Annotated in this window: 12 protein-coding genes; 6 read left to right on the forward strand and 6 right to left on the reverse strand. The window is 67.5% G+C overall.

Annotated features, from left to right (window positions below; all coding sequences use genetic code 11):
- Positions 1 to 47: 47 nt before the first annotated feature.
- Positions 48 to 3,005 (reverse strand): hypothetical protein, encoded by a 2,958-nt coding sequence (locus Mal64_RS08245; RefSeq protein WP_197525577.1) that lies wholly within the window; start codon positions 3,003 to 3,005, stop codon positions 48 to 50.
- Between the two features lie 129 nt (positions 3,006 to 3,134).
- Between Mal64_RS08245 and Mal64_RS08255 the strand changes: the two genes are divergently transcribed.
- Positions 3,135 to 3,911, forward strand: coding sequence for a sugar phosphate isomerase/epimerase family protein (locus tag Mal64_RS08255; RefSeq protein ID WP_197525578.1), 777 nt, complete (start codon positions 3,135 to 3,137; stop codon positions 3,909 to 3,911).
- 194 nt (positions 3,912 to 4,105) lie between these two features.
- Here Mal64_RS08255 and Mal64_RS08260 read toward each other — a convergent pair whose 3' ends face one another.
- The 5 genes from Mal64_RS08260 to Mal64_RS08280 all read right to left on the reverse strand — a co-directional run bounded on the left by Mal64_RS08260 (position 4,106) and on the right by Mal64_RS08280 (position 8,088).
- On the reverse strand, positions 4,106 to 4,390 hold the full coding sequence (locus Mal64_RS08260) for an antibiotic biosynthesis monooxygenase family protein (RefSeq protein WP_146399035.1): 285 nt from the start codon (positions 4,388 to 4,390) through the stop codon (positions 4,106 to 4,108).
- Positions 4,391 to 4,561: 171 nt separating this feature from the next.
- Positions 4,562 to 5,644 carry a hypothetical protein gene (locus Mal64_RS08265; protein WP_146399037.1) on the reverse strand — a complete coding sequence of 361 codons (1,083 nt, stop codon included), beginning with the start codon at positions 5,642 to 5,644 and terminating at the stop codon, positions 4,562 to 4,564.
- Positions 5,645 to 5,897: 253 nt separating this feature from the next.
- Positions 5,898 to 6,107: a CDGSH iron-sulfur domain-containing protein gene (locus Mal64_RS08270; RefSeq protein WP_146399039.1), complete on the reverse strand. Its 210-nt coding sequence runs from the start codon at positions 6,105 to 6,107 to the stop codon at positions 5,898 to 5,900.
- Between the two features lie 109 nt (positions 6,108 to 6,216).
- Positions 6,217 to 7,383 (reverse strand): zf-HC2 domain-containing protein, encoded by a 1,167-nt coding sequence (locus Mal64_RS08275; protein ID WP_146399041.1) that lies wholly within the window; start codon positions 7,381 to 7,383, stop codon positions 6,217 to 6,219.
- A gap of 105 nt (positions 7,384 to 7,488) precedes the next feature.
- The gene (locus Mal64_RS08280) at positions 7,489 to 8,088 is read right to left on the reverse strand and encodes an RNA polymerase sigma factor (protein ID WP_231993633.1); all 600 of its coding nucleotides are present in this window, start codon (positions 8,086 to 8,088) and stop codon (positions 7,489 to 7,491) included.
- A 297-nt stretch (positions 8,089 to 8,385) separates the two neighbouring features.
- On the opposite strand from Mal64_RS08280, the gene bioF reads away from it, so the two are divergent.
- From bioF to Mal64_RS08305, 5 genes are all read left to right on the forward strand, one after another.
- Positions 8,386 to 9,603: an 8-amino-7-oxononanoate synthase gene (gene bioF, locus Mal64_RS08285; protein ID WP_146399043.1), complete on the forward strand. Its 1,218-nt coding sequence runs from the start codon at positions 8,386 to 8,388 to the stop codon at positions 9,601 to 9,603.
- 413 nt (positions 9,604 to 10,016) lie between these two features.
- A complete protein-coding gene (locus tag Mal64_RS08290; protein ID WP_146399045.1) occupies positions 10,017 to 11,321 on the forward strand; it encodes a hypothetical protein in 1,305 nt (434 codons plus the stop codon).
- Between the two features lie 258 nt (positions 11,322 to 11,579).
- Positions 11,580 to 12,449: a rhomboid family protein gene (locus Mal64_RS08295; RefSeq protein WP_146399047.1), complete on the forward strand. Its 870-nt coding sequence runs from the start codon at positions 11,580 to 11,582 to the stop codon at positions 12,447 to 12,449.
- 80 nt (positions 12,450 to 12,529) lie between these two features.
- Positions 12,530 to 13,441, forward strand: coding sequence for a TIGR01777 family oxidoreductase (locus Mal64_RS08300; RefSeq protein ID WP_146399049.1), 912 nt, complete (start codon positions 12,530 to 12,532; stop codon positions 13,439 to 13,441).
- A gap of 701 nt (positions 13,442 to 14,142) precedes the next feature.
- The gene (locus Mal64_RS08305; protein WP_146399051.1) at positions 14,143 to 15,468 is read left to right on the forward strand and encodes an SAM-dependent methyltransferase; all 1,326 of its coding nucleotides are present in this window, start codon (positions 14,143 to 14,145) and stop codon (positions 15,466 to 15,468) included.
- Positions 15,469 to 16,077: the final 609 nt, after the last annotated feature.

The following is a 16,077-nucleotide window of genomic DNA, read 5'->3' on the forward strand; positions in this document are numbered from 1 at the left end:
GCGGCTTTGTTTTTTTACGGCGCCAGGATTGATAGGCGTCGCGGGCTTCAACGCCCCTGGACCAACGAGGCGTTCGCTTCGTCGTCGTCTGCCTCTTGCTCTCCCAAGAGCTCTCCCAAGTTGAAGTCCGGCTCGACAAGATCCCGCGTAGCGATAAACCGGTGGATCAGCACACGGGGGCCGTTGATCTCTTCGATCATGAGCTTCATCTCGGTCTGGTTGTCGATCATCTCCTGGCCGTTGGAGTAGGTGTAGGTCTTCTCGTCGCCCTCGGGTCCGAGTTGGTACACCTGGTTGCGCTTGCGTCGCCGCGGCGGTGCGTAGAGCTGGCAGCGGAAGTCGGCCGGGGTCTCGTCGAGGCTCCGCATCCACTGGTGCACCACCAGGCGGCCGTCTCTCTGCAGCTCGGTGCCGATGTGGATCTTGATCTGGCCGAGGCCCACGTGCAGGCGTCGCCAAGCGCTGAATTTGTAGTGGCGATCGGCGTTGATCTCGTAGTCGACACGTACCGGCTGCTCGCCATAAGCCGCGTCGACGAGGGTTGTTGTGAAGGGGAGCCGGAACTCTCCCCCGTTGGCCGACTTGATCTCCGCGCGATCGATCGACAGCCGCCACTCCTTGCTGGCGTCTTCGACCGGCTTGCCCGGGACGGCGTGGAGCATGTCCGGGACGAACACCCGCACCGTCCCGCCGACCCCCTGGCCGAACGTGTTCTTGGTGGTGAGCGTGTTCTCGATTTCGATGCCCGAGATGCTCGGCAGCATCAGTTTCTCGAAGCGGGTCGCCATGCGCATCCTCGCGACCCCCTCGTTCAGGCCGATCACGAAGCGGGGCATGCGGTTGACCCCGATGATCTGCCTCCCCCTCTCCTCCTCGGGCAGCATCTCACGACCCCACACGTCGATCACCCGCACGTCCTCGCCCAGGTAAAGGGACTCGCTCGATTCCTCGGCGTTCCAAATACACATCAGCATCGTGCCGTCGGATCGCTTGAACAGCCAGTTGTTGCTCTGCGAGGGGAGCGCGATCTGGCCGACGTACTCGGCCCCACCCAAGAGCCGGGCGCAGGTCCGCCAGGGCAGGAGCAGCTCGCCGGGCGTGCCGTCCTCGTTCATCACGCCCACGCGGTTCTCGCGGGGGTCGGGGTGACCCATGAACGGGTTGGGGATAAAGATGCCCTCGGCGCCGCGGATCTTGGCGGCGATGATCTGCTCGACAAACTCCCGCACCCGCAGCAGGTGCTTCTCGTAATCGTCGGTGATCGCGGGGTCCTCGGGCGCGGGCTCGATGAGCACCCAGCGAGGGACGTCCGTCTTGGGGGCGGCGTCCATCCGCGTGCGGAGCTCTTCGGCGGTGAGCGCTTCGTTCGAGGCCATCTGCTCGAAGTCCCAGGTCATGTCCTTGCCGGGCTCCTGGGCGTGCTCCCAACGCCAAGCGAAACCGAGCCGCACGTCTTGGCCGAAGCGGAACAGGTTCTGGCGGATGACGCCGATCCGCTCGTTCAGGTCGCGGAACCCGTAAAAGTTCGTGTCGTGGTCGCCGCCGATTTGCCACCAGCGGATCCGCAACGACAACTTCGTCATCACGTGCTCGAACAGCGGCATCCAGACGTCCGGGTCTTCTGGCGTCAGGAGGTCCTTGATCGGGTTGGCGTCTTCGTAGGAGTTCGGGTCGATGGAGGGCGCCGTGGGGTCGGTAAGAACGCCGACCGTGGCGATCTCGTTGGCCCCCAGCAGCTCGGCGAATCGCAGGATCTCTTCGCCCCGGGCGTCGTTGTCCACACCGAACCAGACGGGCAACTTGACGAAGCCCACGCCCATGCGAGGCAGCAGCTCTTGCAACTGGTCGAACGAGAGCGGCACGTCCGCCATGGGTAGCGACCAGCCAAACTCGCCTCCCAGCGACCTCTGCAAGTCTTCGCGCACCACGGCGAGTGTGACCGACGGCTCGCTGAGGGTCCGGTTGGTCTCGCTGCTGACCATCTGCACGCGCAGACGGTAAAACCCGTAGTCGTGGATCGGCGGCCGCCACTCGATCGTGCCCTCGTAGCCGCGCTGGTTGTTGCCCATGCCGTCGACGATGGTCATCGCCTCGTGGGTCTCCTCGGAGATGACTTGCCCCTCGAGCCGCACCACGCCCTCCTCGCCGATCTCCTTGTTCGTGGCGTCGAGCAGCTGGAAACGGATCTGTGGGTTCTTCTCCAGGATGCCCGACAGCGTGCAGGTGACCACCACGTTGCTGGGATCGGTGTAAACGTTGTACCGGCTGCCGGTGCGGATGCTGATGCTCGGCAATCGCGCAAGCCACAGGTTGCGGATCGACACCGCCGCGTCGAGGTCTCCCTGCTGCTCGCCGCGCTCCACGTCGAAGTGCATCACCATGCGGTTGACGCTGCGGTGCGTCGGCTGGAACTCGCCCAGCTCGACCTGGGCGTAACCATTCGTGTTCTCGGTGAAGACGGTGCTCTCCTCCACCTGGAGGACCTCGTCGTTGCTGTCTCTGAATTCGCAGCGCACACGCACGCTGCTGTGCTCGAGCCCTTCGATCTTCAGACCAAAAAAGATCCGGTAGCTGAACTTGGGCAGCACGTAGATCGGCGGCGTCGAGACGCGCACCGAGGCGCCGTCGGGACGGATCACAAGCCGCTTGGGCACGCCGGCCGCCCCGCCCGGCGTCTCGGCCGGCGTCTCGGCCGGCGTCTCGGCCGGCGTTTCGGCCGGCGTCTCAACTGGCGTCTCAACTGGCGCATCGACTGGCGCGTCGGTCGGTGGCGCCGCCAAGTCATCCTCGATCGCAACCCTCGAGTAATGCGGCCTTTGCTCGTCGTACGTTCGTGTCCAGCGGTCGGGCCACGCGTCGTAGTTCACGTCGCTCGCTTCGTCGAACTGGCACTGGAACACCTCAACAAACTCGCTGCCGAGGGACTCGGCGCGCGCGGCGTGCGGGTCCGCTGCGAACAGCGGCGCGAGCAGCAGCAGGAGGAAAGCGATCGGCAAGCGGGTCATAGAGATCGAGGGGACTGGCGGGGATCTATCAGGAGGGGCTCTGCGCAGAGGCTGCGAAACTGTACCGTGGCCCTGTCCGCCAAGCGCGTCCGCCACGGCGATACCACCCATGAATCCGAGCGCACAACCGTGCCAAACCTCAGGATCGGCCTGCCAACCCGCTCGCTGCGTCTGCCGCTCCGCCAGGCGCTGCTAAAAGCCGCCGAATTAGGGGCCGACGGCGTCGAAATCGACGCCCGCAACGAGCTGCGCGTCGCCGACTTCTCGCAAACCGCGGTGAGGCAGTTCCGCAAAACGCTGAGCGACCTCGGGCTAGAGCTGGCGGCCGTGGCGTTCCCCACCCGACGCGGCTACGACGACCCGAGCGAGCTCGACCGCCGCGTTCTGGCGACCCAGCAGGCGATGACGCTGGCCTACAAGCTCGGCGCCCGCACGGTGGTTGGCCGCGTGGGGCGGATCGACGAAGACGGCGAGCGCCGCGAGCGGCTCGTCGGCTCGCTCGAGCTGCTGGCGGCCCACGGCGAACGCGTTGGCGCCCGGCTGGCCGCCCAGACCGGCGCCGAGAGCGGAGCGGCGTTGCGTTCGCTTCTGGAAGAGTTGCCCGAGCAGGGCGTGGGCGTCGCCTTCCACCCGGGCGAGCTGCTGCTGGGTGGGTACGACCCGCAGGAAGCGCTGGAGGAGTTGGCCCCACACATCACGTACGTGCAGGCGGGCGACGCGGTGCACGACTTCGCCGAGCGACGCGTGGTCGAGGTCGAGCTCGGCCGTGGCAGCGTGCAGGCGCCCGAACTCCTGGGCGCGCTCGAGGAGCGCGGCTACGACGGCTGGGTCACGGTCGACCGCCGCGAGGGACAAAACCCGGCGGGCGACTTGGGCGACGCGATCGCGTATCTCCGCGCACTGTAGGCGAGCCGTGAGCCCCATCCCTTTAGAGCGGTATTCGAATTGGTGTGGACGAGCGGGGAAGCGATTGGCGGCGTGGCGAGGAAGCCGAAGCAGGCAATGCGGTGCATTGTCGATGCAGGCTGACGAAGCCATGACGCCGATCGCGAGCCGAGCGTCTACACCTATGAGCAAACCGCTCTAGGGTTTTGGCGGACTCAGTGCTTGTAGACCTTGTGCTGAGGCCGGCCGGAGAGGATTTGCTCCTTGCCCCAGCTCGTGACCGCGCGAAACGCGTCGCTGCTGATGAAGTCGCGGAACGCCTGCTCGTCGCTCCACTCGCTCGTGATCAGGTACGAGGCGTCGTCGGCCGTGTCCTTCCAGAGCGTGCTGCTGGTGTGCCCGTCGGCCGCCTCGAGAGCGCCGATCACCGCCGCAAACTTCTCCTCAAACTCTTGCTGCTTGCCCGGCAAGGTGTGGTAGTTCATACCAACCGTAATCATCGCGATATCTTTCTGCGTATGGAGAGGGAACGCTGCTGCGTAGGAGCCGCAGCGTCAGGGCCCTGCGCAAGCAGCGCCGAGCAACGCCACCGATTGTGCTCTACCCGCAGGCGATGGCACAACCGTGCGGATCGGGCCCACACGAGGAAAGGCGACCGGCGGACCGGCGGCTTAAGCCTCGGAGGGCGCCATCGCCAGCGTCTTCAACGCGTCGAGCGCGCCGAGCAAATCGCTGCGGCTGATCTCGGACCAGTCGGTGAGTTTGTGGGCCACGATCGCCAGCTTGAAGCTCTCGAACGCCTCGGCCACGTCGTCCGGCAACTCGCCGAGCTTCTCGAACGGGCGGACCGGGGCGGGCCTTTCCTCCGCGGGCGCCGTCGCTGCGGTCGACTCGTCGCCCTGCGTCTCGCGGCCGGCCGAGTCGGCCGTCTCTTCGCGATCACGCGGCTCACGCTCGCCAGCCTCTTCGCCGTCGGCTCCACCGGCGGCGTTCGCTTCGCTGAAGTCGCCGTTGGCCGCGGCGAACGCCTCGCCGTCGATCTCGCCTTGGACGACGTTCGAGTCGCTCGGTTGCTCCTCGCCGGGGGCGCCCACCGCCTCCCAACGGGCGACCCGCATCTTGCTCACGCTCCAGCGGTTCTGCAGCGCCCCCTCGAGCCACATCTCGGCGTCTTGCCAATCGAGAGCCGCGAGAAAGTGGCTCCAATAGAGCCCCTCGTAGTCGCCCCACGATTGGCCGAACCGCTCGTGGACACGCCGCAGCCGGCCGACGTGCTGGCTCGTGACGTCGCCCACCAGCCGGGCCCAAGCCTCGTCGGAGCTCTCGGCCGGCGAGGCGCCCGCCTGCTGCAGCTCGCTCCGCCAATCGGCGATGATGCGGCCCTTCTCCCAGTTGGTGGTGCTGACCAGCGTGTTCCAGCGCCCCACGAACGGGCCCGAGGCCTCGACGTGGCGCTCTTCGAGCTCCCCGTCGCCGGCGGCGTCGGCCGTGGCGAGCGGGTCGATCGTCGCGGTGGGCGGCGACTGGTCCGACTCGGATTGGTCGGTTTGAGGCTCCGCCTCTTGCGCGAGCTGATCCTCTTGGGATTGCCCCTCCTGCGACAGTTCGCCGCCCTGCTGGTCATCACTCGGCAGGTCGGCGGAGGCCCCCTCCGCGGCGTGCTGGTCAGCGGCCTGTTGGTCGTTGGCCAACTCCTGCTCAACAGTGGAGAGTTCGTCTTGGGCCTGGGTCTCTTGGGAGCGGTCGTCGTGCATCGCGGCGGTGCGTCCTTGGCGGGGGAGGGTGAATCCGATTCGGGGTCGCGAATCTTATCACCGCCCTCCGACGCCTGGCCACGGGTTTGTGGCCCGAATCGCCGGGTTCGCCACGCCGCCCGCCGTCACAACCATCGCAAACCCTGGCGACGCCGGGAGAAAGCACAACCGCACCGCCGGGCGGCGGACCGCCGCGGGGCGGCCGCGGCCGGTGGAGAACCTGTCGCGCGGATGTTCAGTAGCGATCGGGTCGCTAAGAAGCCTTCGGGTCGCAGACGAATTCGCACGACTTGTGCGAGCCGTCGCAGAAAGGCTGACGCGCCGATTGGCCGCAGCGGCACAAGGTGATCGCCGGCTTGCTGGCGTCGACGGTAAACGAGTTGCCCTCCGAGTCGATCAGCTCGAACGGGCCCTTCACCAGGAGCGGGCCGTTGGCGGCCATGTTGATCTTTACGTCAGCCATGCGTGCGTTCTCCTGAGGGAGCGTGGGGGGAATCCTAGTGCGACGCGGAGGCGCGTCGCGAGAAGATCATGCGCCCCCTCCCCCGCCGGGGTCAAGCAAGCCACGCGACTCAGGGCTGCTCGCCGGCGTTGCGGAAGACGATCAGCACCCGCGAACGCGGTGTGGGCGCCGCGCGGCTGGAGACGGCGACTGTCGACGAGGCGCCGGCTTGCGGAGTCGCGGGCGTGGACGCGGCGCCCGGCTTAAAACGCACCCGCAATTGGATGCGGTAAGCCTGCGACGGCGCGGCCGGCGCGGCTTGGGAAGCGGGCGGGAGGCTGCTCGCCACGCGCGACTCGGAGGCCGCCATCTCCGTGTCGGCTGCCTGCTTGCTAAAGAAGGGCTCCGTGTTTGGCGAGACGGCGCCGGGCGCCTGGATGGTCTCTAGGCTCGAAGCGTCGGCCGTGGCGGAGATCTCCTCGGGGCGGCTCCAGACCCGGTCCTCCTCGACCTGGAAGAGCTCGCCCTGCTCGCTGTGCATCTTGTCGAGCAAGGTCTGCACCTGACGGTTGTCGGCGTCGACGAGCACGAACTCGTCGTCTTCGGTCTCGGCGAGGCTCGGCGCCGAAGAAGTCTCAACGATCAGGCCGGCCCGATCGGCGTTGACCAGCTGCGGCGCGACGGCCGCTTGGCGGCCGCGGGCGAGCGCGATGCCTTGCGAGGCGAGGAGTCGTTCGATCGAGCGGCGGCCTTCGGGCGTGGCGCGCACGCTCACCAGCCGCATGCCCGGGTTGGCTTGCATGACCCGCACCAGCCGGGGGTCGTTGGCGAGCGAAACGGGCACGGCGCGCGCCGAGCGGGCGGCGTTGTGGCTCGCCACGGCGCCGGCGGAGGGGGCGCCGGCCTGGGGCGCCTGCTTCCCCTGGGGGGCGCCGAAGAAGGAGATGAACAAAGCCGCGGCCGCGGCCACGCCGCCCCAAACCCAGCCGCGCGAGGAGCCGCCGAACGACGCCCCGATGCCGCCCGACCACTCCGCCTCTTCCCGCTCGGCGTGAGCCTGTTGGAGAACAGCGGGCGCCAGGTCGCGGTTCAACGACACGCCGGCAGGCGCGTCCATCACGGACCGCAGACGGCGGAAATCGTCGACCAACGACCGCGCCTCGGCGCTGGTGCGCAGGGCCTCGTCCACGCGGGCGGCGTCGTCGGGCGACAGCTCGCCGTCAACAAACGCGCTGAGCAGCTCGGCGTCGACCGGCATGCCGCCGCCGTTGGTCGGGTTGGTGGTGTGGTGATTCATGTGTCGAGTCTGTGCGTGACGCTCAGGAGTGTGAATCGTGTTCGTCGGGTCGAGGTCGGCCGGAAGCCGGGGTTCAGCATGACGTCATCTTCCGCGTGATCCCGATCAGTCGCTTTCCATGTCTTCTTGCAGCAAGGGCGCCAGCTTCTCTCGCAGGTGCATCCGGGCGCGGAACAACCGGCTCCGCACGGTGCCGACCGGCACGCTGAGCGCCTCGGCGATCTGTTGGTAATCGCAGCCCTCGAACTCACGCAGCAGGAGCACCTCGCGATGATCGTCGGCCATCTCGGCGATCGCCTCACGCAGCAGCTCGGCGCGCTCGCCTTGGGCGAGTGGCGCGTCGGGCGCGCAGCCCTCGTCGATCGGCTCCAGGCCGCTCGCCTCTTGCACAACGCTGAGCGACACCCGCGGCCGCCGCTTGCGGCTCTTGCTCACCGCCAGGTTGAACGCGATGCGGTAGAGCCAGGTGTAAAACCTCGCCGTGCGTTGGAACGTTTCGAGTTTGACGAAGGCTTGCACGAACGCCTCTTGGGCCACGTCCTCGGCCTCTTCGGCCGAGCCGGTGATTCGCAGCAGGGATTGGAACAATCGCTCCTGGTGCCGCCTCACAAGGTTGCCGTACGCTTCCGAGTCGCCTGCCAAAGTGGCGTCGATCAGCGGGCCGTCATCGGGTTGGCCATCGGCGGTGCGTGGGGTTGCGACCAAGTGCTCAGGGTGGGGGTCTGCCAGGTGCGTGAGGGTGAGACGCCGCGGGGCGGGCGGGAGTTCCCTGCCAGCGGCGGGCCGTTCGATGGAGTCTTGAAAAAATGCGGCTCGGCCGTGCTAACCGCTTACCGCAAGGGAACTTAGCTTATCGGATAGCCGCACGCCCTCCTAGCTCGACGATCGGCGCACCGGCCTCTGAAAGCCTACAACCCAATTGCTCGACAAGGCCCAAACGCCACTTAGAAACTACCGCCCAACTAGCTGTTCGGCCGTCGCCCCCGCTTTCTTGCCACACTCATGCCCCCCCACCCCTCGCTTGCCTGGATCGACGATGAACTCCTCCGCTGGGAGGAGGCCGGGCTGCGCCGTCGCCCGTCGATCCGCTCCGCCCCGCAGGGCGAGACCACCGTGGTCGACGGCCGCGCGTTAGTGAATTTCGGCTCGAACGATTATCTCGGCTTGGCGGGCGACCCGCGGCTCGCCGAGGCGGCCGCCCGGGCGGCCGCCGAGTTTGGCTGGGGGGCGGGCGCCAGCGCGCTCGTCTCGGGCCGCTCGGCGGTACACGCCGAGCTCGAACGCCGACTCGCCCAGCACGAGGGCGCCGAGGCCGCGCTCCTGTTCCCCAGCGGATTCGCCGCGAACGCCGGAACGGTGGCCGCCTTGGTCGGCCGCGGCGACGCCGTCTACTCCGACGCCAAGAACCACGCCAGCCTGATCGACGGCTGCCGGCTCTCGAGCGCCGAGCGGTTTGTTTACCCTCACAACGACCCGGCAGCGCTCGACGCGATGCTCGCTCAGCGGCAACGCTTCCGCCGCCGGCTGATCGTCACTGATACGCTTTTCAGCATGGACGGCGACCTTGCCCCGCTCTCGGAACTTGCCGAGCTCGCCCGCCGCCACGACGCCATGCTGCTGGTCGACGAGGCCCACGCCACCGGCGTGTGGGGCGCCAATGGCCGGGGCGTCGTGGAGCACGCCGCCGCCTCGGACACGGCGATCGAAGAGACCGCCATCGTCCGCATTGGCACGCTGAGCAAGGCGCTCGGCTCGGCGGGAGGCTTTGTCGTGGGCAGCCAATCGCTCATCGATTGGCTGGCGAATCGGGCGCGGAGCTACGTCTTCTCGACCGCCACGCCGGCGCCCGTGGCGGCCGCGGCGATCGCCGCGCTCGACATCGTCCGCGAAGAGCCGCAACGCCGAATCGACCTGCTCCGCCGCGCCGCCCGGCTGTCGCGACGGCTGCGCGAGCGCGGCTGGGATCTCGGACCCCCTAAGCCCGGGCCCGAGACCGAGATCGCCAGCCAAGTTATACCGATCATCGTCGGTGACGTCGACGCGGCGATGCGGTTGAGCGCTGCGCTGCGTGAGGCGGGGTTCTTCGTCCCGGCGATCCGCCCCCCCACCGTGCCCGAAGGCGAGGCCATGTTGCGGCTGAGCCTGTGCGCCTCGCACAGCGAAGAGTCGATCGACCGCCTGGTCGAGGCGCTCGGCTCGCCTCAGCTACCTGGCGCCTGAGACAGGGGCCTAAGGACAGGGGCCTGAGGACAGGGGCAACGGATGAAGGGGGTGGCGGGGGCGCTCCCGCCAGGGAAGCCCCCGAGCCAGCCGGACCGGGTTCTCACTCCACGGGGGCTTCCGCTATCGCGGTGCGCCCCCGCCACCCTTCCTCATAAGGGCGGCGATCAGCCACGAGCGGGGCGGGTCGCGCCGATTGCAGCGGCAACGCGGCCTACGGCGATCTAAGCCCGGCTGCGAAAAGGCTTTGCGTCGTTTTCCCGCAGCGGCGATTTGTTGACCCAAGCCGGCGGCGTACTTATGATCAAGGTCTCGGAATTTACCTATTCCTCCCCGTTTGCCCGAGGCGTCTCGCCCTCCTGCCAGGCAAGCGACGGAGCCCACCGCAGCCGAACCCGCCCGGAACGCCAGTCTTGATCGCACAAATCCTCATCGGCGTGCTCGTGCTGACGGTGCTCGTCGCCTGGTTCTTCAGCGTTAAGCATTGGCACTGGGCCCACGTGCTCGCCGTTGCCGCGCTGTTCTTCTTCGCGGTCGGCTACGCCATCCTGCTGTCGCTGACGTTCGACGCCCGCATCAAGCCGCAGAAAGCGCTCGCCACGGCCACCGAGAAACTCGAACAGCAAACGGCAGAAAACACCGCGACGGCCCTCGGAACGGAAGACCGTACGCTCGTTAACCGCCTGCGCAACAAGGGCCTCAACATCCCGGACGACGCCCAAGAGATCGGCGGCGTTCGCGAGCTCGATCACCAGCTCAAGATGCGCAACCGCACCCGAGGCCGGGTCTGGCGCGGCGTTCAGCCGACCTCGGAAGTCGATCCCGAAACCGGCCAGATCCGAATCGGCTTCCCGGTCGTCTCGGCCGCGACGACGGACGAAAACGCCTTCGAAGAACAGCCGGCCGACCAAGCCGAGCCCGCCCCGGTCGGCATCGACGCCGACGCCGTGCTCTACGTCTTCGAGCAGGGCGAGCCCAACACCGTCAACCCGGAAGAGGGGGCTCAGTACCTGGGCGAGTTCCGCGTGACCGAAGCGGCCGGCCGCGAGGCGACGCTCGAACCGGTCCTGCTGATGGACGAGCGATCTTTCAATCGCTTTGCGAACAGCAACGGCCCGTGGGTCGTCTACGAGACCATGCCGATCGACAGCGCCGGCCTGTTCGCCGAGTTGAGCGACGAAGAGCTCCGCCAGCTGATCCCCGAGGAGTCGGTCGAGGAGTACCTGCGTGACGGCGAAGAGGCGAGCGTCGACGACGACGAGTGGCGCCGCGAGGGGCTCGACGAGGACGGCAAAGTGGTCGGCGTCGACAACCTGAGCGACGCCGTGCGGTTCCGCTATCGCCGCCAGCAACGCGACTACGCCTACCTGTTCCAAGAGTACGCCAAGGAGTACGTCGAACTGCAGGCGAGCATCCAGGCGCAAGAGCAAGACATCCTCAAGCTCCAAAACGCCCTGAAGAGCGCCAAGGAGCTGACCAGCTTCCGCCAGGACGAGATCGACCGCCTGCAGAAAGACCTCGAGGGCGCCAAACGCGACCGCGCCCGCATCGAACGCCACGTGGCGACCCTCCGCTCGCAGATCGAGAAAGCCGAACGGCTCCTGTCGGCCACGCTGCGATCGAACGCCGAGCTGGTCTCCCGAATCGCGGAACGCCAAGAGGCGTTCGGCCAGGCCGTGGCCGCCCCGCGTGGCGCGCTCGACGTCGACGCCCTCTAAGCCTGCCTGGGATTGTCCCGTCGCCCATTCGGTCATTTTTCAAGGCGGGCCGCGGGGTGCGAGGCCCCCGGAGCGCCCCGTGTACCCGCTTCGCCCCACGGGCCTTGCGCCCCGCGGCTCTCACCGCTCCGACGCGCCCGCTGCGGCCCCCCGGGGTGCTCTTCCGGCGTCGTGACGTAAGATATAGAGTCGGCCTGCACGCCGGCCCCTCGAAGCCGGCGAACCCTCCGCAGCCACGCGACCCTCACGACACGACACATGGGCATCTACGAACGCGACTACGAACGCGCCTCGGGGGGCGGCTTTGGCGGAGGAAGCTTCGACAAGGGCGGCTTCGGCTCCTGGTCGACCAACGCCAAGTTGCTCGTGGCGATCGGCGTCGTCTACGCCGCCCAGTTGCTCTTCACCCCTTGGTTCTCTGAGCTCTTCGGACTCCACGGCGGATGGTACCGTGAGCCGTGGCGGGTGTTCGAGCTGCTCACCTACGGGTTCTTGCACTCCGAGCGCGACCTGAAGCACATCCTGTTCAACGCGATCGCGATCTTCTTCTTCGGCCGCGCGATCGAGATGCGTTACGGCTCACGCGAATACCTCTGGATTTTTCTCTCGGCGGTGGTGTTTTCCGGGGCTGTCTGGAGCATCGCCAACATCGCCGAAGGAAGTCCGAACGCGTTGCTCGTGGGCGCCTCGGGCGGCATATCGGCGTTGCTTTTGCTGTTCGCCCTGAACTTCCCGCGGCAGCAAGTCCTCATCTGGGGCGTGCTGCCGGTGCCCGCCTGGCTGCTGGCGGTGCTGTTCATCGGCATGGACGTGATGGGCGCGGTGAATCGCTCCGGCAACGTGGCCTACACGGCCCACCTGGGGGGCGCGCTGTTTGGGTTCCTCTACTTCAAGTTCGGCTGGCGGCTGACCGACCTCGTGGGCGACGGCCTCAAGATCCCCTCGTTCAAGCGCCGCCCCAAGCTGCGCGTCCACCGCGAAGAGCCCGAGCCCCAGGCCAACGCGGACGACCTGAAGGTCGACGAGATCCTCGAGAAGATCCAGCGCCACGGCCAGGACAGCCTGACGTCCAAAGAGCGCAAGACACTCGAACGGGCGAGCCAGCGGTACAAGCAGCGGCGCCCCTGATTCGCTCGGCGCGGCGACGCGATTAGAATCGTGCGCACGCGACCTGTGTTTTCATTGAACCATACGCCGGAGGCCCCCCGATGCACGACGCCCGAGCCGTGGCGATCAGCGGCGCGACCGGCCTGGTGGGCTCGGCGCTCGCGTCGTCGTTCGAGCAAGACAACATCCCCGTGCGAAGACTCGTTCGCCGCGACGCCCGCGACGCCACGCGAGAGATCTGCTGGGACCTTGCCAGAGGACGCATCGACGCCGACGCCCTCGCCGAGGTCGACGGCGTGGTCCACCTGGCGGGCAAGAACCTGACCGACGCACGCTGGTCTGACAAGGTGAAGCGGGCGATCCGCGCCAGCCGCGTCGAAGGGACCCGGCTGCTCTGCGAGGGCATCGCCCGGGCGCCCAAGAAGCCGCGGGTCCTTTGCTGCGCGTCGGCCGTCGGCTTCTACGGCGACACCGGCGCGATGTGGGTCGACGAGGAATCGCCCGCCGGCGAAGGCTTCCTGGCCGAGACCTGCCAGGAGTGGGAAGAGGCGACCCGCCCGGCGTGGGAGGCGGGGGTGCGGGTCGTGCAGGTGCGGCTCGGGATCGTGCTCTCCAAGCAGGGCGGCGCGCTGAAGCTGATGCTGCCGATCTTCCGCAGCGGCGCCGGCGGTGTGCTCGGCGACGGCGAGCAGTACATGAGCTGGATCACCCTCGTCGACGTGGTCCGAGCCATACGCTTCGTGCTCGACCACGACTTGGTGCACGGGGCCGTGAACCTGGCGGCGCCGAACCCGGTGACCAATCGCGATTTCACCAAGACGCTCGGCGCAGTGCTCGGCCGGCCGACCGTGCTGCCGGCGCCGAAGTTCGCCTTGCGGATGGCGATGGGCGAGATGGCCGACGAGATGCTCCTGTCCGGCGCCCGCGTACGACCGGGCCGACTGGCCGAGCACGGCTTCCAGTTCGAACACTCGCGGCTCGACCGGGCGCTGGAAGAGATCCTGCACAGCTGAGCCAAGCAGCCTCGCTTTTGATTCTTTGCCTCTTCGCGCCTTGGCGTGAGGCGATTCGCCAACACGCCCGCGCGGCCAAAAGTATTTCAAAAGCGCTCGTCGATGAGCCGCCCAGAAAGTTCTTCGCGCGTGGCGCCAAGAAACGCGCCCGAAAAACGCAGCCGGGCGGCTTAGAGTCAGGGGAACGTTCGGAAGAACGCACTCCTCGGGTAGTCGATACACCCCTGCGGCGCCCAATTATCTTTGTAGCAGCCGTTTCACCTAATTTCGACAATCGCTTTTGGGCCAAGCGCGCAGCAGCGATTATTGGCCACCCACGATTTTGTTGTAGGCCCTGCCGTGGTCACGAGTTACGACAAGAATCTGGCGCCGCCGATTTGACGTAAGTCGCGCAGTGAAATCTTTGGCCGCGCGTTTGAGTGGGTTCACGGAGAGTCTCGCGCTGAGTCGCTCAAGACGCTGAGTCGCGGTGACGCAGTGTCGCCCTGACGCAGTGCAGACGACCAGCAGCTATCGCTGCTGACAAAGGCTTCGTGCAAAAGACTGCTGTGAGCCCCGCGGGGACAAGCTGCTATGCTCGTCCGCAGGCCGCCCCCGCTGGGCGGTTTCGTCCGATCCGGAAGCGATCCCGACCACGCGCTGCGTGCAAGACGCCCCCGCCGTGTCGATCGCCGTCTGCCCCTGTTGAGGAGACCTACCGGATGGGACACCCGTTTTCCGCCGACGCGCAGCTGCGCTCCGCCAAGCGTGGACTCGCCACGCTCGCCGCGCCCTTGGACATGAACGTCTCGGTCCGGCTGTGGGACGGCTCCCTCACGCCGTTGGGCGCCGGCGCCGACAGCAAGCACACGATCGAGCTCTCCGGCCCCGGCGTGATCGGCGCCCTGGTCCGCCGGCCGAGCCTCGAGACCCTCGCCCGGCTCTACGCTACGGGCCACGTCTCTTTCGAGGGGGGCGACCTCGTCGACTTCACCGAGGCCTTCCGCGCCGGCCGCTCGAACAGCAAGCGGCTGAAGGGGCTCGACTGGAAGTCGCTGCTGCTCGGCGCCGTGCCTTTCCTGTTCGCCCGCCCGAAGCAGTCGGAGGCGAGCCGCGACTTCCGCGACGACATGGTCGGGCGCGTCGAGAGCCGCCGCAACAACACCGACTACGTGCGGTTCCACTACGACGTGAGCAACGAGTTCTACGAGCTGTTCCTCGGCGAAGAGATGGTTTACACCTGCGCGTACTTCAAGGAACCGGGCAACTCGCTCGACCAAGCGCAACGCGACAAGCTCGACATGATCTGCCGCAAGCTGCGCATCGAGCCGGGCGACCGGCTGCTCGACATCGGCTGCGGCTGGGGGGCCCTGCTCTGCCACGCCGCCCGGCACTACGGCGCCACGGCGCACGGCATCACGCTCTCCCAAGAGCAGCACGACTACACGCAAGCGAAGATCGCACGGCTCGGCCTCACGGACCGGGTGAGCGTCGAGATCTGCGACTACGCCGACCACACCGGCTCGTACGACAAGGTCTGCAGCGTCGGCATGTCGGAGCACATCGGCGTGGCCAACTACCCGCGCTACTTCGACAAGATCAACTCGCTGCTGCGCGACCGCGGCATGGTGCTGAACCACGCGATCGCGCGGCGTTCGAAGCGCTCACGCCGCTCGATGCGCCGCATCCGCCCCGAGCGCAAGCTGCTGCTGAAGTACATCTTCCCCGGCTCGGAGCTGACGCCCGTCGGCATGACGACCGACTTCATGGAGCAGAGCGGCTTCGAGATCCAGGACGTGGAGTCGTGGCGCGAGCACTACGCGTTGACCACCCGCCACTGGTGCCAACGCCTGTCGGCCAACAAGGAGCGGGCGATCGAGCTGGTGGGCCCCGAGCGCTACCGGCTGTGGGTCGCCTACCTGGCGGGCGCCGCGGCGGGTTTCGAGGCGGGCTCGATCAAGCTGTTCCAGGTCGTCGCCACCAAGCACCAGGGCAAAGGCCTCTCGGGCATGCCGCCAACCCGCGAGCATTTGTACCGCGCCGCGTGACGGCCGCTGCTGATCTCCGTCGAAGCCCACGAGGCGGTTCGGCCACGCCCCCGCCACGACCTCTTGTGCTGCGCACCCCGACCATCACTCGTGCGTGTGGGACGGCGGGCTGAATGATTCGCTCGTGGCTGTCGGGGCTGCCCGCGCGTTTGAGTCGCACGTAAGAAAGTGGACCACGACGACACGACGGGAACGACGAATTGGGTGGCTGGGGTCGGAGCCGACAGGCGCAGCCCCCAGCTTCAGCAAGGAGACGCCGCGGTGGTGATTCTCTGGGGGCTCCGCTTCGCTGCGACCCCAGGCGCCACCCGCCGCCCGGCGGTACGCCGATAACCGGCGGACCGTCGATCCGCAGCCGCCGAGGGTCTCGTAGTTGCCGTTCGACTACTTTGTTGGGTCGGGGATTGTTACGATGTGAATTGCCGCAGAGAATGGTTATCATGTGCTTGAATCCACCCTCCGCACCGCACTGCGGGACAAGCCCAATCCTGTTCGGCACTGCGGTTGCTCTTCGGGTTCTGACTGTGGGGGGTGGGGGGTGGCGGACCGTTAGGCGGCCAGCGGCGCCAAGGACAGGCGGGCCATTCGTGCCGAGCGCGCAGCGTCGAT

Origin of the sequence: Pseudobythopirellula maris, assembly GCF_007859945.1 — a bacterium.
Taxonomy (GTDB): Bacteria; Planctomycetota; Planctomycetia; order Pirellulales; family Lacipirellulaceae; genus Pseudobythopirellula; species Pseudobythopirellula maris.